The sequence below is a fragment of the Pedobacter suwonensis genome, from assembly GCF_900111825.1.
Lineage (GTDB): Bacteria > Bacteroidota > Bacteroidia > Sphingobacteriales > Sphingobacteriaceae > Pedobacter > Pedobacter suwonensis.
The window spans coordinates 178,095-198,538 of the sequence record NZ_FOJM01000007.1; the positions used below are offsets into that span (position 1 = coordinate 178,095).

General features: G+C 40.1%; 14 protein-coding genes. 13 read left to right on the forward strand and 1 reads right to left on the reverse strand.

Going from position 1 to position 20,444, the window contains the following annotated elements; translation table 11 throughout:
• The first annotated feature begins 25 nt into the window (after positions 1–25).
• From BM107_RS10910 to BM107_RS10965, 12 genes are all read left to right on the forward strand, one after another.
• Positions 26–1,543, forward strand: a complete 1,518-nt coding sequence (locus BM107_RS10910; protein ID WP_090983344.1) for a RagB/SusD family nutrient uptake outer membrane protein — start codon at positions 26–28, stop codon at positions 1,541–1,543.
• 11 nt (positions 1,544–1,554) lie between these two features.
• On the forward strand, positions 1,555–2,664 hold the full coding sequence (locus BM107_RS10915; protein ID WP_090983346.1) for a discoidin domain-containing protein: 1,110 nt from the start codon (positions 1,555–1,557) through the stop codon (positions 2,662–2,664).
• A 36-nt stretch (positions 2,665–2,700) separates the two neighbouring features.
• Entirely contained in the window at positions 2,701–3,792 is a 1,092-nt protein-coding gene (locus BM107_RS10920; protein WP_090983348.1) for a DUF5007 domain-containing protein, read from the forward strand.
• A 22-nt stretch (positions 3,793–3,814) separates the two neighbouring features.
• Complete coding sequence (locus BM107_RS10925; RefSeq protein WP_090983153.1) at positions 3,815–6,961, forward strand: SusC/RagA family TonB-linked outer membrane protein; 3,147 nt, start codon at positions 3,815–3,817, stop codon at positions 6,959–6,961.
• Between the two features lie 10 nt (positions 6,962–6,971).
• Positions 6,972–8,492, forward strand: coding sequence for a RagB/SusD family nutrient uptake outer membrane protein (locus tag BM107_RS10930; protein WP_090983155.1), 1,521 nt, complete (start codon positions 6,972–6,974; stop codon positions 8,490–8,492).
• A 16-nt stretch (positions 8,493–8,508) separates the two neighbouring features.
• Complete coding sequence (locus BM107_RS10935; protein WP_159435227.1) at positions 8,509–9,249, forward strand: fasciclin domain-containing protein; 741 nt, start codon at positions 8,509–8,511, stop codon at positions 9,247–9,249.
• A 34-nt stretch (positions 9,250–9,283) separates the two neighbouring features.
• Positions 9,284–10,903, forward strand: coding sequence for a DUF5008 domain-containing protein (locus BM107_RS10940; protein ID WP_090983159.1), 1,620 nt, complete (start codon positions 9,284–9,286; stop codon positions 10,901–10,903).
• A gap of 35 nt (positions 10,904–10,938) precedes the next feature.
• Positions 10,939–12,636, forward strand: coding sequence for a DUF4983 domain-containing protein (locus BM107_RS10945; RefSeq protein WP_159435228.1), 1,698 nt, complete (start codon positions 10,939–10,941; stop codon positions 12,634–12,636).
• 31 nt (positions 12,637–12,667) lie between these two features.
• Positions 12,668–14,104 carry a PA14 domain-containing protein gene (locus BM107_RS10950; protein ID WP_090983163.1) on the forward strand — a complete coding sequence of 479 codons (1,437 nt, stop codon included), beginning with the start codon at positions 12,668–12,670 and terminating at the stop codon, positions 14,102–14,104.
• Positions 14,105–14,129: 25 nt separating this feature from the next.
• A complete protein-coding gene (locus tag BM107_RS10955) occupies positions 14,130–14,951 on the forward strand; it encodes a PKD domain-containing protein (RefSeq protein ID WP_159435229.1) in 822 nt (273 codons plus the stop codon).
• Positions 14,952–15,146: 195 nt separating this feature from the next.
• Entirely contained in the window at positions 15,147–17,621 is a 2,475-nt protein-coding gene (locus tag BM107_RS10960) for a glutaminase family protein (protein ID WP_090983167.1), read from the forward strand.
• A gap of 449 nt (positions 17,622–18,070) precedes the next feature.
• The gene (locus BM107_RS10965) at positions 18,071–18,670 is read left to right on the forward strand and encodes a thioredoxin family protein (RefSeq protein WP_090983170.1); all 600 of its coding nucleotides are present in this window, start codon (positions 18,071–18,073) and stop codon (positions 18,668–18,670) included.
• 182 nt (positions 18,671–18,852) lie between these two features.
• Here BM107_RS10965 and BM107_RS10970 read toward each other — a convergent pair whose 3' ends face one another.
• Positions 18,853–19,134 carry an ATP-dependent Clp protease adaptor ClpS gene (locus BM107_RS10970; RefSeq protein ID WP_025143968.1) on the reverse strand — a complete coding sequence of 94 codons (282 nt, stop codon included), beginning with the start codon at positions 19,132–19,134 and terminating at the stop codon, positions 18,853–18,855.
• Between the two features lie 171 nt (positions 19,135–19,305).
• On the opposite strand from BM107_RS10970, the gene BM107_RS10975 reads away from it, so the two are divergent.
• Positions 19,306–20,352, forward strand: coding sequence for a 3-oxoacyl-ACP synthase III family protein (locus BM107_RS10975; RefSeq protein ID WP_090983172.1), 1,047 nt, complete (start codon positions 19,306–19,308; stop codon positions 20,350–20,352).
• Positions 20,353–20,444: the final 92 nt, after the last annotated feature.

Below are 20,444 nucleotides of genomic sequence, written 5' to 3' on the forward strand. Positions count from 1 at the left end.
AAGAACGAACAAAACATCAGCCAAGATGAAAAATATATTTTACGTATTGCTGCTTTCTGTAATAGCCTTTTCAAGCTGTAATAAAGCTTTGGAAACAGATTCTACCAGGGTTGTTGGCGAAAAAAATGCCTGGAATACAGTAGAAGATGCCCGATCCGGAATTTTAGGTGTTTATGCTTTAACGCGTGCTGCATTATCAGATAACAATGGTCATTGGATTTATGGTGATGTAAGAACAGGAGAGTTTTTAAGCCCGAAAAGACAGGATTTGAAGGCTGTGATCGGCAATAATTTAAATGCGGCATACCCTGTAATGGAAGCCTTATCTGATTGGACAAGGTTTTACGCTATTGTAAACGGTGCCAATGTTTTCCTGGAAAATATTGCGCATGTAAGAGAAACAGATAAACGTTATACGGGCAATAACATGACGGTTGATATTGCGCAGGCCAGGTTCTTAAGGGCTTTTGCTTATTTCTACATGGTAAGAATATGGGGCGATGTCCCATTCATTACCTCATCAGACGAAGGTAAATTTACCAATAAACCCCGCGAAAGCCAGGCCAGGATTTTAGCGTGGGCCGAACAGGAAATGCTTAAAGCAGCTGCTGATCTGCCCTTTATTTACAGTGGCGGCGACGTGCAACAGCCGACTGATTATTACAATGAAACTTCGGGAAGATGGGGCGGTGCCTTGGCTACAAAAGTTACGGCATATGCCGTTTTAGCTCATTTGGCAGCATGGAATGGCGATTATACCAACGTTTCTAAATATGCAAAATTCGTGGAAGATAATTATGGCAGAAGTGCAGGCGGTTTTACCGGAAGTGCCGATTTGTCTAACTCCAATGGGTTTTTCTATAATAAAAATACCAGGCAGATGTTCGGTTTCAACTCCGATTATGGCCACGTGGATGGTTCATCAACCGGGCATATTGAAGAGTTGACTTTGGCTGAACCGGTGATGACCAAGTCGGTTCCGGATATTTATCTTCCAAAAGATTCGATCCTGAAATATTTCAACCTTCCAAAAGACCAAAGGTTTGCTGTTGATACCTTGGGGCAGGCCAAATACGATGGACGATATTTTACCAACCTCAATGGTAAGTATCCCATTTTCAGCAAAATCAAAGTTATACAGGGAGGCGGAACAGATCCAAACTTCAGGTATTTTACCAGTGCTTTGGTTTTTACCCGCCTGGAGGATATTATTTTGCTGCGTGCAGAGGCCTTATCCGTATTGGGCGATCAAAATGGCGCTTTAAATGAGTTGCTGGTTGTGCAAAGCAGAAGATACGATGATGTTACGGCTTTGATTGATGCGATCAACGGTGGTGATGTGATTAAACTAATCTTCGAAGAACGCCACCGTGAATTGTTGGGCGAAGGCTCCAGGTGGTATGATCTGATCCGTTATAACAAAATCAAACAAAACGATGCCAAATTTATGAATCTCATTAACTCTGGTGGCATCTACTGGCCAATATCCAGAAAATTGCTTTCTCAAAATAGTTTATTAACCCAAAATGCTTACTGGCGCTAATGATCACAGATATGAAAAATTCAATAAAATATATAGGTGCATTGGCAATCTTATCATTGCTAACACTCATCAATTCTGCCTGCAAAAAGAATGGGGGATTTTATGATGCACCAGATCAGAATGTAACTTTTTCTGGAAATACTTACGATTATTTGAAAAGTAAACCGGGGGTTTTTGATTCGCTGATTGTAGCGATCGACAGGATGGGTTTGAAAAAGACCTTAACCGATAGCAATGTTACCTTATTTGCAGTAAGTAATCCAAGCTTTCAGCTGGCTTTACGGAACTTAAATACCCTACGGAGGCTATCAGATAAAGATCCGCTTTTTTTGGCAAACATTGATGCTGTTCAGTTAGATACAATGACCTCTTATTACATTGTACGGGGCAGAAAAACAACCGATTCTTTAAAACTTCAGGATGGTTTAGACTTAAAAAGTGTTCGCATCGGTTACCCTATGCACGCAAGTGTAACCAAAATGTCTGCTTCTGGACAAGTAGGCGCCGGACCGGAGGTTATCAATTTCGATAATACCAAAAAAAGCAAATTCGTTCGTAACTGGGCAACCAGTACCACATCGTCAAATAACATCCGGACCAAAAATGGTATTGTGCACGTTATCAGTGCCGATCATGTATTTGGTTTTAATGAATTTGTTACCCGGTTAACTTTTGTGCCGCCACCACCAAACCTTTACCTCGAAATTGGTGGAATATTTTCATCCAACCGCGAAAATGGTGGAGGTATAACCAGTGGAGAAAATTCGAGAAAGGTAATTGATGGCGATGACCATACTAAATTCCTGGCCGACTTACAGGGCGAACTATGGATGCGGTTTGAACTTAAAACGCCGGCAGTTTCATCAGTATATACCTTAACATCTGCAAATGATGCCAACGAGCGGGATCCAAAAGCCTGGACTTACGAAGGTTCAATGGATGGCTCGAACTGGGTAGAGTTGGATAGAAGATCTAATTTCTTCTTTGAAGAAAGGTATCAGCAAAAGGTATTTAGGTGTACCAACACAGTGGCTTACAAATTTTACCGCATTGTGATCACCGAGCTTAGAAACAGCGGCACATTCCAGCTGGCTGAGTTTACCATAAACAAAACGAAATAAGTGATGCGAAATAGAAAAATTAAACCAAATAGTCCGATGAAATCGATCATATATAAATATTTTGCGCTCCCGTTACTCGCTGCAATCCTTTTTAGCGGCTGTAAAAAGATATTTGATCTACCTGATGAGAAAGATTATATCAGCAACAATGTAAATTTTAGCAATAAAATTCTGGAGCCGATCATCGGAAGAACCAATCTTATCGGTGGCTTTAACAGCGATAACTCCACCAATCCGATTACGTTTGAAATTGTAAATGTGAGGTTTGGTGATGGAAAGCCGGTGAACGATCTTTTTACACCTGCGCCAACTTATGTGTGGACAGCTCCTTATACCGGTCTGGAAAAAAGCCTGGCCGAAATTGAAGCCAAAAGAAAAATTGAAACACATCCCATATTCGAGATACGTTCATCAGGTGAATTTATTTTATGGCCATCGGCAACTAATCAGATATTAAAACCTCGTCCAACAGATAGTACCAACTTTTCTCAGGATACCCGCTTTTTTGATGTAAAGGTTAAAAATTCGGGTGGCGAGCGTCTGATCAGGGATTTTCAGATCAGGCCGTTCAGAGAGCGCCCTTACGAACCTTCGAATGATTTTAATGCCTACACGGGTTTGCCTGCGCCTGATCCAAAGTTTCCGTTAGACAAAAAACTGAGGGATTACATCCGCCCTTATCTGAATAATGTAATCGGTGCTACCTCAAATTTAAATCTGGTGAGCAACAATGATAAAAAGGATGCAGTAGTATACATCCGCCCGTTTACATCTGGCGGTAACGGACATTCCCTGCGTATTGTGGTTTTGGGTAAAGATTCTTTACCGATCGATCCCAAGTTTTTTAATGAGACGGTTTGGGATAAGATGATCCATGGATTCAATATCCAAAAAACCGACAAATATGTGCAGTATGATGTTGCTTATCCAATTCCATTGGTTGAAATCCCTACATCTTACGCCAGAGGCGGGTCAAGGGCAAAAGCAGAACTGAGCTACTCCCGGATTGGTTTTGGGGGTACACGTACAGTAGGCAGTTTCGGTATCGATTTCGCTATTTACAAGGCCGGCGACTGGGAAATCGTTTTTCATTTCAAAAATGAGAACCCAAAATTTGCTAACGAATAGTTGATCCATAAAGTTAATTACGATGAAAAGAAATATACTTTTATATACATTACTTATAGTATGTATAATATGTTGTACGAATGCCTATTCGCAAGAAAAAAACATTATTGTAAATGGTAGGGTACTCGATAAAGACACCAAACAAGGGGTGCCAGGCGTATCCGTTATTTTGCAAAGCACAAATAAAGGCTTAACGCAAACCAATGGCGATGGAAAATTTTCGGTTAACGTACCTGTTGGCGAAACATTGCTTTTTAAATTTTTAGGTTACAATACGGCATCAGCCAAAATTACCGGTCAAACCAATATTACGGTTACCATTAGCGAAAACCGTAAAGATCTGAATGATGTAATTATCGTAGCTTACCAGAACAGACCAAAAGAAACAACTGCCGGATCGGTGCAAGTACTTGGTGCAAAGGATGTTGCTGATGTTCCAGTGTCAAATATTGAAACGCTTTTACAGGGTAAGGTTCCGGGTTTAAATATCCAGAATAATACCGGTGCCCCTGGTTTTAGGGGATCGGTACAGCTTCGTGGTTTATCCAGCTTAAGTATCTCGGGTAGCGGTAACGATTCTTTTTTACAGCCTACTTCGCCATTATACATCATCGATGGTGTGCCATTAGATGCAGATAAGGCAGCGGAGTTTGGTTTTCAAACACAGGGGCCTGGCGTGAGTCCGCTCTCTTTGATCCCTCAGGAGGATATTGAAAATATTCAGATCCTGAAAGATGCGCAGGCCACTTCCATGTACGGGTCAAGAGGGGCCTACGGGGTAATCATCATCACTACTAAAAGAGGTAACTCTAAAGTGCCACGGATTAGATATGTATCAAACTTTTTCGTAAATGCTCCTCCTAAACTACGCGAAACATTAGGCGGTAATTCTGAACGTCAGTTAAAGATCCAGCAGATTATTTTAAATGCCGAAACGATTAATCAAATCAGGGGAATCAGCAATACACCTTTCCTTGCCGATAGTTTAAATGCTTATTACAATAACTCTACCGATTGGCAGGATGTATTTTATCAAACCACCTTTAACCAAAGCCATAACCTGGCCTTAGATGGTGGCGACCAAAAGTTTAATTACAAAGCCAACATGGGCTACTATGCAGAAAAAGGTGTAATTAAAAATACGGGTTATAACAGGTATAATTTAAATATGAACATGGAGTTTAAACCGAACGATAAATTTAGGTTTTTCGGTTTTGTTAATGGCTCGGTGGGTAAACAAAATAAAGGTAACGGCGCAGGCTTACTTCAATCGGGTGTAGCAGCAAACGGCCAGGCTTCAACGCTTTTACCGCCTCCTTCTTTTTATCAGGCCTCTGGCGGAGTGTTATCTGCTTTGCAAACACTGAACGATAATAACTCCAGAAATTTAAGGGCAAATATCGATGCCCGTTACGAATTTATACCAGGTTTGGCAGCATCGTCTACCTTAAGTTACGATTATACATCAGATACAGAAACTACTTTTACACCTGCTGCGGCCAATGGATCATTTGCCAAACTTTATGATTACAATGGCAGAAATTTTCAGTTGTACAACAGAAATGCAATTACCTATGCTAAAACATTAGGCGAAAAGCACAATATCTTCATCAATACTTTTAACGAAATTTATAAACTGGGGGCCCAATCATCCATCAGCAGGCAGGAAAGAATTCCGAATGATCAGCTTCAGGGGCCACTTGGCTACGACGGTTATTACTCAAGGGGCGGCGGTGTTTTAGGTACCTATAAAAATGCCACAATTGCTTCCTTTGCAGGATCGCTATCTTACGATTACGACAAAAAATATGTGGCCGAGTTTTCCTATCGTTTAGACGGTACCTCATCCAGTGGTTTGGAAAATCCATATTCTAAAAATTCTTCAATTGGTTTAAGATGGAATTTTAACAAAGAAAACTGGTTAATTGATCAAAAATGGCTGGACTATGGTAGTTTAAGGTTAACATGGGGCCAAAATATTGTCCCTACAGGTAATCTTCAAAGTATTTATGGTATCTACAACCTAAATGGAAATTACAACAACACGCAAACCATCGGTATCAACTACGATTTAATTCCGAATCCGGCATTAAAACCAACCACCACAAGCCAGTACAATATTGGTTTCGATATTGGTTTTCTAAACAGATTCTCGATCGTTGTAGATAGTTATTTCAAAAAGGTAGATAACTTATTGTTCGATCGTGTTTTATCAAATACTACAGGTTTTAATAAACTGGCGAGTAACGATTTGGGGATCGCTAACTATGGTACCGAGGTAAACTTAATCGTAAAAGCCATTACCAGCAAGGATTTTGATTTATCTTTTTCGATAAATGGCGCGTATAACCGCGATGTGCTGTTAAAATTGCCAGCAGAATATAACGGACAGTATATCCGTTTCGATGGTTCTGGTTACCTTCAGCATAATGTTTTCCGTGTAGGCAGAAATACCCTGTCAAACTACCTGCGGATTAACCAGGGGGTTTATAAAACAGATGCTGATGTACCGGTAGATCCGGTTACCGGAAAAAGGTACCAAACAAACAATACTTTCTTTTATGGCGGCGACCCGATTTTGAAAGATGTAAACGGCGATTATATTCTGGATGGCCGCGATTATGAAATTACCGGAAACTCTCAACCTTTGTTAACAGGTGGTTTATCCTTAACCATGAGGTATAAAAAGTGGGGTTTAAACGTATATGCCAGTTACACCGCTGACAGAACAATCTTAAATAATGCCCTGGCTGATCGTATTGCCATTATGAGAGATCCTTATGCATTGAACGCGGTAGTGCCGTTAGGTGATTTAAATATCTGGCAGCGCCCCGGTGATGTAGCTAAATACCCATACCCTTATGATTTTAGCCGTTATGGAAACATTCAACCACTAAGGGCCGATCAAACTTTATGGCAGGAAAGTGGTACCTATCTGAAAATTAATAATTTAACGCTTTCCTATATGTTCGATAAGAAGATGATCCAAAGATATGGGCTGGCCAATTTAAGGATATTTGCTTCAACCAATAACTTAATTACATTTTCTAAGTATAGTGGCCCCAATCCGGAAAACGTAACCTCATTAGGTCGCGATATTTCTAACGGTTATCCTGTGCCACGTACCTATAACATTGGTTTAAACTTAGAACTTAATACTGGCAACTAAAATATTTATTATGAGAAAAGTTATTATTTACACTTTGGTTATTGCAGCATGTTTTTGCTTGCCTTCATGTAAAAAGTTTTTAAATGTACAGCCTTTGGATAAATTAACAGGAAACAACTATTTCCAGTCTAAAGATGATGTGGTTGCTAATATTTATGATCTGTCGAGGATTGTTTTTAGCAAAATAAACGAAACACATTATGTTGGCGCAGTGGGAGAATACCGATCGGGCGAAGTATTGCACGAAAGCCAGTCTGATAATGCTCCTTCACGGGAATATGTGGAGTATTTAGGTAGAAACGATCTGTTAAACCTGATCAGAAGAGGGCAGCCCTGGGATTATTACAATTTTGACAGAATAACAGACTGGACCGGTTATTACAGGGCAATCCAGGGCGCCAATATCCTCATCGCGAAATTGGATGAGGGTGTTCCGGGCATTACGGATACAGAAAAAGGGCAGTTTAAAGCCGAAGCCGCATTTATCCGCTCGCTTTGTTACTTTACCATGGTGCGGTTATTTGGCGATGTAGTATATTATACCGATGCATTTCACTCTACATCATTACCCCGCGAGAATTTCGTATCCGTATTAAATAAATGTATTGCCGATTTAAATAGTTACAAAAATCAGATTCCATTTACCTATAGCGACCCTGCTTTAAAAGGCGTTCGGGCAAGCAGAGGAAGTATCATTGCCTTAATGATGGAGATGAACATGTGGAATGCAGGTTTCGATGGCGCCAACGCAAAAAAATATTACCAGGCTACCGCAGATTTAGGGAAAGAACTGGTTGCAAGTAATGCCTATCGGTTATTACCACTTTCAGATTGGTCAACAGTAATCAAAGGCCGTTCGGATGAAAGCTTATTCGAATTTTATCAAAGTATAAATTATGGTGATGCCGTACTGAACGTAGCACCTATTGCCGATATGTTTTTGCATTATCCATACAAAAGGCCTGAATATACCCACCGCGTAAGTTTTGCTTATTACCGGGGCGAGTACATGCAAAAACTTTTTCAGGACGGTGGTGATAAAAGGATTACTACCTGGTTTAATGAAGATATTTTTGCCGACAATGGTAAGTTCATGATGTTAAAATATGCCAAAAACTCTTTTATCGTAGGGGAGGAAGATGCCAATCCGGATAATACCTTTATGATTTTTAGATATGGGGGTGAGCTTTTGCTTGCAGCAGAGGCGCTGGCCAATATCGATGAGGATGCCGAAGCCATAAAACTCGTAAATATGGTTAGGAACCGTGCTGGTGCATCTCCCTATACCTCTTCAAACGGAGATCTTAAAGAATTTATCTTTTACGAACGTTCAAGAGAACTGATTGGCGAGGGACACCATTATTTTGATCTTGTTAGAACGAAGAGAATCTTGAACAGTCAGTATTCTTACAACGTACTTACATCCGATAAATTTAGTCGTGGTGCCTGGACCTGGCCAATTAACCAAAATGCGCTAAACAACAACCCATTTATGAAATTGAATGATTACTGGGTTAATGGTGGTAATTAATTATAATAAAAGACATATGAAAAAGCTAATTTTTGCTTGTGCTGCTTTACTGCTTGTGTTAAATGCTTGTAAACGTGATGAATATTATCGGGATGGAGGTCTGGCCAATCCTAATTTTAACGGGAACATGCTTCAATATTTACAGGCTAAAAAAGTACCATTTGATACCATAGCCCAAATTGTAAAACTGGCGGGTATGGAAAGCACCTTTTCTAATGAAGACTTTACATTTTTTGCACCTGATGATGAGGTAATTAAGAAAACAATTGGTACAGTTAAAACCGGTGGATTGAATAATTTTCTCTTTTATTCAGGAAAAGATACTGTTAAAACGCTGGATCAGATTAGTCCGGTAATCTGGAAGAGATATTTGCAACGCTATATGTTTAAGGGTGTGAATAAATTAAAGGACTATCAACAGATCGATTTTGATGTTAAAAGTGTTTATCCAGGCGGTTTGTATTATTCTCTAGGGGGTAATATCTCAAATATCGGGGTAACCTATGGCACCGCAAATAATATCAAGTATATCGGGTACCGCCAGTTAAATCTGACCTATATCCCTGATGCTTCAAAACCTAATGATAACTGGTACATCAATAAGGTAGCGTCATCTGATATAAAACCTACCAATGGCGTTGTGCACACTTTGGCCTATAATGAAACAAGAGGTGGCGCTTATTTCGGTTTCAACGAGCGCGATTTTTTTAGTGATGTGTATTACAGTGGACTAACACCGTCTGATTCTTCGAAATAAAATCGCATTTGGAGTGACCTCAAGAAATTAAACCATGAAAAAAATTAAATTAATATTCGCAATAATCACCCTGCTGGCTTTTAGCTTTCAGGGATGTAAAAAGGCCGACGATGTGATTCCCGATCCATACGCCGATGCCAAATCGCCTTTAGGGGTGGCCATTTCACAAACTGATGTACCTGTTCCTGCTGTTGGTAATGTTGGTACCTCCGTGGTGATCAAAGCTTCTGGCTTTGATAAATATAAAGATCAGTTAACCTTTATGTTCAATGGTGAAAAGGCGGAGGTAGTTAGTGTAACGCCAACAGAAATTACGGTTAAAGTTCCGGAAAGCGGAAGTACAGGCGTAACATCCATCGCCATTGGCGATCAGTTATTTATTGGTCCTACTTTTACGGTAACGGGGCTTATTAAGATTGATCCCACTTTTAAAGCCACAGCAGGCACCAACGGTTTTGTAAGTCAGGTATACGAAATGCTTGATGGAAGGAATATCGTAGTTGGTAATTTTACAAATTTTGATAACAAAGGCGGTGTGGTTCCGATTAACAGGATTGCAAGAACATCACTGGATGGAGAATATGACCGTACTTTCCGTACAGGAAGGGGGGCTAACGGTAGTTTGGCCAGGATTTTAGAGATTGGAGGCCGTTTTATTATAGCAGGTGGTTTTAGCGGATTTAACCAGCGTACCGAAAACATCAGCAATATTACCAGTTTGTTCACCAGCGGAGCAATCGACACCGTAAAAATCCAAACAAAGAGAAAGCCAACGGTAACTGATACCGTTACCCAAAAATGGTTTCCGAGGTTTAACGGTGGCACCAATGGTTTTATCAATCGCGTATATGCGCATCAAGGGAAAATTCTGGCTACCGGTGATTTTAGATATTATGTTAAAAGAACTTATGATAAGTTTAACTATGACCTATCAAGAGATACGGTAATTTTGGATAGTACAGAAATCCGCCAGGTTTTGCGCTTTAATTTAGATGGCAGCCTTGATAAAACATTCCGTTTTAATACCGCTACAAATAAGGGAAAAGAAAGTGCAAACGGACCTATCGATACTTACATGCATACTGAGGCTGAGAAGTTAGAAAAACTGGTGGTGTTTGGTAATTTTACCACTTTCGATGGTCAGCAAGCTAACCGCATCATCCGGTTAAATGCTGATGGTAGCATTGACCCTACTTTTACGCCTGGCACCGGTGCAGATAATGGCATATATTCCTGTACTTACAATGTAACCACAAAAAAATACGTGATCACCGGAAGTTTTACGCACTATAACGGTAAAGCAGCTTTAGGTGTTGCCGTTTTAAACGATAACGGCACTTTAGACGAATCATTCAAATCGCTGAACTTCGAAGGAGGGCAAGCTGATTTTGCCAAACAGCTTAGCAACGGGTTAATTGTGGTAAGTGGCTATTTTATCAAATATAATGGCATCACCAGAAATGGGTTTATGGTTTTAACCCCAACAGGAACATTGGCGAAAGGATACAATTCAACCGGTCCGTTTAGTGGTAGCTTAGCTGATGTAATTGAAACCAAATCTGCAGATGGTAAAAAAGCATTATTGCTAATCGGTGGGTTTAGCCGTTTTGATAATTTACCATTATACAATATGATTAGAGTAACCATCGAATAACAGATTAAGCTAACCAGATATAAATTAAGATGAGTATGATGAAAAAATATAGATTATTGATTGGCTTAATCGCAGCAATAACCGCCACAGCCATATTTTCTTGCAATAAAGAATTCGAGAGAACCATTGGGGATAAAAATGCAAGTGATACTACAACCGTTAAATACGGAAACCGCAAGGTCCTTTATTTAATAGTTGATGGCGCTAGGGGGCAATCGGTTTTAGATGCCAATACGCCAAATATCGATGCCATTTTACCGCACGCAATCTACACCTGGGTTGGTTTAAGTGATCCTGATGCAACGGCAAATGCAACTAATTGGGCAAATATGTTAACCGGGGTTAAAAAGGAGAAGCATAAGGTTAACAGTGATGCATTAACGAACAACAATCTGCAGAATTACCCGATAATCTTCAACAGGATCAAAGAGGCAAGTGCAAAATCGAAAATTGTTACCTATACGCCTTCGGCGGTTTTTAAATCGTTAAACACGGGGGCTGATGCCAGTAATCTGGTGGCAGATGATGATGCAGTTAAAGCAGGTTTGATCAGCAATATCGGCAGTGATACCGCATCAGTTATTGTAGGCCATTTTACAGGAGTTAATGCAGCAGGGGCAGCCTCTGGATATGATGTTTCTTTTCCGGCATATAAAGCAGCGATAGAAAAATTTGATACCGGTGTAGGTGAAATTCTTGCAGCATTAAAAAAACGCCCAAATTATAACAATGAACAATGGTTGGTGGTTATTGCCTCAAGTGCTGGTGGGCAGTATACCTTACCTGCAAATGCCGATGACCAGACCATTTTTAGCCAACCCAAAGTAAATGCATTTGTAATTTATTATGCACCAACCTACAACAAACGAATTTTAACAAAGCCGTTTACGGGTAACCGGTATTTGGGCAAAACCATCCGTTTTAAGGGCGAGAACGTGAGGGCACAGGTTGACGCTGCTGATGCCAATGTTTATAATATTGACGATACAACAAAGGTGACCATTGAGCTAAAGGTTAAAAAGAATGAAGACAGGTTTTTCTGGCCAAGTGTGCTCGGCAAGCGTAACGAGTGGTCCAGCGGCCATCCAAGCGTAGGTTGGGTAATCTATTTAGAAGAAGACTATTGGTATTTTGAGTGGCGGGGCACTAAAGATGGAGATTATCACCAATGCAGGGGCGGAAGTTTTGCTAAAGGAAAATGGACAAACCTGACTGCAAAAATTGAAGTGCGTAACGGACAGCGTTTTGTACGCACCTATACCAATGGTACCTTTAACAATGAACTCGAAATTACCGGTTCAGGTTCATTGGCGAATTCCAATCCTTTAAAACTGGGATTTTTGAACGGAAATGGCCACGGCTCGCCTGATGTATATGTCAGCGACATCCGCTTTTTTAAATTCTCTGTTCCTGATGGAATGATTGGTAACTATGCCTGTCAAACTTCAATAGATCAAAGTCATCCATACTTTAATTTTCTGGTAGGGTACTGGCCTGCAACAGATGGTAATGGCAATATCATGGCAGATATCAGTTCGCAGGCACATGATTTTAAATTTCAGGGAACGTATGACTGGGAGAGTTTTAATGATCTGATCTGCCCGCCAGCTCCGGAAACACTGGCCGTATTTGTTCCGCAAACAGCAGATATCCCGGCGCAGATTATAAACTGGTTAAAAATTGCCAATAAACAAACCTGGAAACTTGATGGCCGCGTTTGGTTAGATCAATAACAGATTTGCTGACCATTTAAAATAGCATAAAATGAAAAAAACTATATATATCGCATTGATAAGTTTAGCCATCATTGGCGTTTATTCTTGTCGCAAATCAAAAATTGAAGACTTAACATTGCCCGATCCCAATACCCGTAGTATAACAGGGGAAGGTATTGTTGCCGGAAAGGTTTCCATAGATAACGAATACGTTAAGGTGCCTTTTAAAATTTCTTTAACCGGCGTTGCAGAAGAGGCCTTCCAGGTGGGTTTAACTTTAAATAATGATACCGTTGCCCAGTTAATTAATAATGGAACCATCACCAACGCGGTACTCATGCCGTCTACAGCAGTTGAGTATCCAAATGTAATCAATGTGGCTTATGGTACCGATAACAGTGAAGGTATTGCCATTGTCCGGCGGTCCGTATTGGAGCGCAATTATGGTAAAAAAGTTGTTTTTGCATTAAAGCTTTCAGCTCCGGGTAAAGGAAACAAAATTGCTGCCGGTAAATCTACCATCATGGTAATCATCAATACTTCTGATCTGCTGAAATCTACCGATTTACATTACTTAACATTCAAAAACGCAGGTATCTACAATGTGGTATATCAGGGAGATTATATAGTGGGACCTGCAGGGGTAACCATTCCGCTCATTGTAAATCTAGAAAATCAGCCATCAACAGCTTTCAATATTAAAATCAAAGAAAATATTGATACCGTTAGTACGCTGGTAGGTAACGGAACGTTGCCTGCTGATGCCATACACCTGGCTGCCAAAGATTATAGTGTTGATACTTTGGTTCGCTTTGCCACAGGCGCTTCCAGTGCAGTGGTGCGGCTTCAGATCCCATGGCCGGTTTTTGATGCCAACATTGTTGCCAATAAGAAATTTGCATTCGCCTTCAGTATTAGCGAGGCAAACAATCATGTAATTCACCCTACAAAAAGTAAGTTAATTGTGGTGGTGGATCCTAACGTAAATTTGGATAATAACTCTTACATTACTGGAAACGGTACCGGTTTAACCGCGAGATATTATACCAACACCCAGTTAGACCCGGATGATGGACGCGCACCATTTGTAACAAGGATAGATGAGACCATTAACTTTAGTGGCGATGGATGGCCAGATAATGTAAAAAATGCCTCGGGGACACAATTAAGCCGGGATAATTTTGCCAGCAAATGGAAAGGCGAGTTTTTGGCGCCCGTACGTGGTACCTACACTTTTTATCAAACCCGTTGGGATGATGGTTCCAGACTATATGTAAATGGTGTTGCTTTGGTTGATGATTATACCACTCAATGGGATAAGGACTCACGTAAAGGTACCATATTTTTAGAACGCGGAAAACGTTACACCATTGAGGCACATCACCGTGAAAATGTGGGCGGTCAGCAAGCTTATTTAGAAATTGAAGTGCCAAATATTTTATCCAAAAGGGTAATACCAAAATCTCAGTTATTCCCAACACCTTAAATATTAATCAGATATGAAAAATAACATGAAAAGATTATTTACTCTCCTATCTCTTTTAATACTTATTGTAATTACCACAGTAAAGTGTAAGAAAGATGCGGAAGAGGTTGTGCCTGTAGTGGACGAACCTAAACCAACAGCAGGTTTTACCTATGTGAGGCCTGATACGGTAAAGTTTTTAGAGTATCAGTTCACCGGTACCTCTACAAATTACAAAACTTTATTGTGGCAGTTTGGAGATGACAGTACTTCGGTTTTAGTTAATCCAAAACATACCTACCGTTTCCCGGGTAAATATAAAGTAACATTAACCACCAGAAATGGCCAGGGTTATTCTGCCGCAAAAGAAGTGATTTTAAATATTGTTGATCCCAATTTCGACCCTACCAAAATCGGAGAAAATTATATGCGCACTATTGGAGGCATATTTTCGGTAAACTTAGAAGCTGGTGCCGGACCCGATTCTAATGAGGGGTCGAAAAAACTGGTGGATGGCGACATTACAACCAAATTTTTACAGGCAGGTTTTGATGGTACGCAAAGATGTACATTTGAACTCACAACGCCGCAGGTGGTTGGCGCTTACACTTTAACTTCGGGCAACGATGCCGAAGACAGGGACCCACGGTATTGGATTTTACAGGGGTCAATAGATGGTATTCAGTATACCGACTTACATACGGTAACCTCTTGCCCCTGGGCCAATTCAGGTGAAAGACGCGTAACCAAAAGGTATTATTTCGACAATTTTGTAGCCTATAAATTTTACCGCCTTTATATCAAAGCCAATAGGGGAAGCCGTTTATTCCAGTTATCAGAGTGGACTATCAATAAAAAACAGCCTTAATAAATAGCGCTCTACACATCTGAAAAATACATGAAGCCTGAAAACTTCATGTATTTTTTTAGACTATTACTTTAATTGTCGATTAGACAATTAAAATAGACTTCTTTTCATAAAGCAAATTATATTTTATACTTTAGTAAAACGTTTAACTAATATTAATCTAACCATATATACTACCGGATTTCAACACACACTATGAACAGAACCAAAATATTAAAAGCCATAGGCATACTCGGCTGTATGTTTGCAGGCAGTTTATTAAAGGCACAGGAACGGAAAGCCCCGGCCTATCCCTTAATTACATACAATACCTATTTCAGCATTTGGTCTACAACCGATAAATTAAATGAGTCTGCTACTCAACACTGGACAGGTGCCGATCATTCGCTTTTAGGAATGATCAATGTTGACGGTAGTATTTATCGCTTTTTAGGTAAAGAAAGTACCAGCTATAAAACCGTTGTACCTGCATCAGATGAAAAATTGTATGAGGTAAAATATACTGAAACTGAGCCTCAGGGAGATTGGAAGGCCGCTGGCTACGCGGCCAGCAACTGGCAAACGGGTAATGCACCTGTAGGCGACGATGCCAAAAATGTAAAAACATTATGGAAATCAAACGATATATGGGTAAGGAGAACTTTCAATGTCGCCAACCCTACGTCAATAAACGAGCTGTTTTTAAAAATTAATCATGACGATAATATCGAGGTTTACCTGAATGGAAAAAGAATCTACACAAAAGAAGGCTGGACCAATGATTTCAAATATATTGCATTAAGCAATAGCGATAAAAGTGCTTTAAAAGCAGGATCAAATGTAATGGCCATCCACCTTAAAAATACTGCCGGCGGTCGGTTCCTTGATTTTGGTCTGGTAGATAAATTAAAGGATAATGCCGGGAAAGTTCAGATCGCTAAGCAAAAAAGTGTAGAAATTAATGCTACGCAAACCATTTATAACTTTACTTGTGGTAAGATAGATCTCAAATTAACTTTCACTTCACCCTTATTGATGAATGATTTGGGTTTGTTTGCTCGCCCGGTTTCTTATGTTTCGTACCAGGTAAAGGCAAATGATAGCAAAACACATCAGGTAAAGGTATATCTGAGCGCAGCGTCAAACATTGCTGTTTATCGCCCTACGCAAGAAGTTACAGCCACTAAATACGGCACAGCCAAATTATCGGTATTGAAAACAGGTACGGTAGAGCAGCCGATTCTTCAAAAAGCAAGTGATGATATGCGTATTGATTGGGGTTACTTTTATGTAGCTGCGCCAAAAACCAGTAATGCCATCCAGTTTGTAACAACTGAAAAAAATGCAGCTGATGCATTTAGACAAGGTAATTCCGCTTCAACTGCCAAACAAGGTAAAATGCTTGCCTTAAATACCATTATCCCTTTCGGCACTGTAGGCAAAACTGCCGTTGAGAAATATGTTGAACTGGGTTATGATGAAATTTACAGTATTCAGTATTTCAATAAAAATTTAAGACCTTGGTGGAATACCTCAGGTAAAGAAACCATTGAGGCACAATTAACTGCTGCGGCAGACGAATATAAAAAAGTAGTAGAGAAGTGTGAAGCTTTTAATAAGGCTTTGTATGCCGATGCCTTAAAATCTGGTGGTAAGGAATATGCCGATTTATGTGTTCTGGGTTATCGCCAGAGCATTGCCGCCCACACCCTGGTAAAGAGTCCGCAGGGCGAAATTTTATGGTTATCAAAAGAAAATAACAGTGGTGGTTTTATCAACACGGTAGATGTAACTTATCCATCGGCACCCTTATACCTGATATATAATCCAGAATTATTAAAAGGGATGTTAAATGGTATTTTCTATTTCAGCGAAAGTGGAAAGTATCCTCATCCCTGGGCAGCACACGATCTTGGTACTTATCCATTGGCCAACGGGCAAACATATGGCGAGCCAATGCCTGTTGAAGAATCAGGTAACATGATCATTTTAACTGCTGCAATTGCCAAAGCACAGGGAAATTCCGATTATGCCAAAGCACACTGGAAAACTTTAACCACATGGGTTGATTATTTGACCAAAGAGGGCTTAGACCCAAAAACGCAATTATGTACCGATGACTTTGCCGGTCACCTGGCTCGCAATGCTAATTTATCGGTAAAAGCAATTGTAGGTATAGCTTGTTATGCCCAGATGGCCCAAACATTGGGATACGATGATATCGCTAAAAAATATAGGGCGATTGCCGAAAGTATGGTGCCAAAATGGATGGAAATGGCCGATGCCGGCGATCATTATGCGCTAACGTTCGATAATAAGAATACATGGAGCCAGAAATATAACCTTGTTTGGGATAAGGTCTTAAATTTAAATTTATTCCCTCAAAAAATATATGATACCGAAACCAAATATTACCTGACGAAACAAAATAAATACGGTATTCCATTAGATAGCAGAAAGGCCTATACTAAAAATGACTGGATTTTGTGGACCGCTGCTTTTGCACCAACACAAAAGGAATTCGAGGCGCTGGTTCATCCGGTTTACAAGCATGCTATCGAAACTGAATCGAGAGTGCCTTTAAATGATTTTTATGATTCAAATACCGGCATCCGCGATAATTTCAAAGCCAGAAGTGTGGTGGGCGGTTTTTACATGAAACTGCTTGCCGATAAATTAAACAGTAAATAATAACGCACCTCCCCATCAAATTAACCACTTAAGGTTCTGCATTAATTTGTAGAACCTTTTTTATTAATGCCATGTTAAGTATCATTAAAGCACATCGGCATTTGTTCGCTGGTGTCCGTCATCAAATAAGCCAGGTATACATTCTTAATAGTCAGCAAGTAGCATAATTTGCAAAATATCGGTCTGTAGTGTTTAACCGTTTGCCGTTGCTATCACAGTCATTGCTTTTACTTCGCTGCAGGCTTAACATCTTATCCAACGGCTATTGAATCAGGTTAATGGATGGAAATACTGAGTGTTAGGTTTAGGATGTTCAGAAATACTAATTTGTTGTTTGCAGTTAGCTGAACAGCCCAAGAATTATGCAATCAGTCACCTGCGTTTTCTTGCAAAATCATGATTATTTTCATCTAATTTCTCCTTTCCTTTGCAGCATAATATTAAACATCATGGTTAATTACAGCGAAATTTTCAGCGGGCAGGGAATGGATTATCAAACCTATCGCGCCTTGATTGATCAACTTCTATTGGAGGGAAAAGCTACTGGTGATGTAGCTTACGATCTGCACTATACTAAAATGAATGTTCAGCGTATGAACCGTGTAGATAAAACAATTAGCCTAAATGATGAGTTGGTATCAACGATCGATCATCTTAAAGAAAAGTATAAATTTTTAGTTATTACTGAGGGTTGGTGTGGTGATGCCGCGCAGATTGTCCCACTGTTCAATAAAATCGCAACGGCATCGTTAGGTAAAATTGAACTGAGATTTGTACTTAGAGATAAAAATCTTCCATTAATTGATGCGCATTTAACCAATGGGGGAAGAGCAATTCCGGTTTTAATTGTATTAAATGAATCGGCCGACCAGGTTTTGGCAACCTGGGGCCCAAGGCCACAGGTTTTGCAGGAACTATTAAAAGAATGGAGGGCGGAAACTTCCGAAATGCCGGTTTTAGCAGAAAAACTTCACGGTTGGTATGCTAAAGATAAAACGCAAACTACACAGGCTGGCTTATTAACACTTATAAAAGGATTGGAGGGGTAATTTTATTGTCTCTTTTTACATGGTCGTCACCCTGAACCGAGCCTTAGCGAGCTCACCGAAGGTAATTTATTTCAGGGTCTTCTGCTTAAGTAGCTGCTGGCCACGAAGTAGCTACAAGGCAATTGAAAATACTATTTCTCCTTGTAAAACAAGTTCAGCAAGACGATTCGCTAGAAAATACCCTAATCAACAGAAACTGTCAGGCCTTCTTGCTGCAGAATTTTGCGGTATACTTCCATTTCGGTGAAAGATCCTTCTAAAACAGGACATTTACCTTCATTATGCACTTTCCATGCAATTTTTTCCGCCTGCGATTCGTTATAATCAAGGTATTTCATCATGCAATAAATCACGTGGTCGAATGTATTGATATCATCATTCCACAAAATAAGGCGATGTACGGTTTTTAAGGAAGTTAAGATTTCTTCGAGCGTAAAGGTCTCTTCTTTGGTTTCTGTAGACATGGTGCAAAAATAACTATTTTTTATGTAAGATGTAATAGGTTAAATAGAAGATAGTTGTGATTATTTTAGGCAATAGAAGTAGATTTTTTAGCCTTTGTATTACATTTTTTATCTTACCTTATACATCTTACATCCCTTTTAATACATTTGTTAACCGAATAATATACGAGCATGCACCAGTCTAAAATTGCAGGAATAGGTTACTACGTTCCGAAAAACGTGTATACCAATGATGACTTAAGCCGGTTTATGGATACCAATGATGCCTGGATCCAGGAACGTACGGGTATTAAAGAACGCCGTTTTGCCGATCGTAATGAAGAAACCACTACTACCATGGGTATTGAGGCGGCAAAAATCGCCATCGAAAGAGCCGGTATTACGGCGAAAGATGTCGATTTTATCGTTTTTGCTACGCTAAGTCCCGATTACTATTTCCCGGGATGTGGGGTATTGTTGCAGCGGGAAATGGGTATGGGAGAAATCGGTGCTTTGGATATCAGGAATCAATGTTCAGGCTTTGTGTACGCACTTTCGGTAGCAGATCAGTTTGTGAAAACCGGCATGTATAAAAATGTGCTGGTGGTAGGAAGCGAGAAACATTCTTTCGCTATGGATTTTGAGACCCGTAGCCGCAATGTTTCGGTAATTTTTGGCGATGGAGCAGGTGCTGTTGTATTACAGCCTACGGATGAAACCGGAAAAGGAATTTTAAGTACGCATTTACATAGTGATGGTGCCGATGCAGAAATTCTGGCGATGTATTACCCAGGTTCGCATGCCAATAAATGGCTAAATGATAAACCAGCCTATCCGGAACAGGAATTGGGCGGATTGTTTATGACACCCGAAATTTTAGAAAGTGGCGCCGCCTTACCTTATATGGATGGACCTGCTGTTTTCAAAAAAGCAGTAGTAAAATTTCCGGAGGTTATAAAAGAGGCTTTGGCAGCTAATCATTTAACTGAAAAAGATATCGATCTATTGGTGCCGCACCAGGCAAACCTTCGTATCAGTCAGTATGTGCAGCAGTTATTGGGCTTAAATGACGATCAGGTATTCAACAACATTCAAAAATACGGGAATACCACAGCTGCTTCTGTTCCCATTGCCTTATGCGAAGCCTGGGAGGCGGGTAAAATCAAAGATGGCGATCTGGTTTGCCTTGCTGCATTTGGATCTGGCTTTACCTGGGCCAGTGCGCTGATCAGGTGGTAGCTGTAGATTCGTCATTTCGAGCGAAGTGCAACGGAGTCGAGAAATCTGCTCGATAGATCTTTCCCAGCCTGTACAGGCAGGCATTTCGTTGC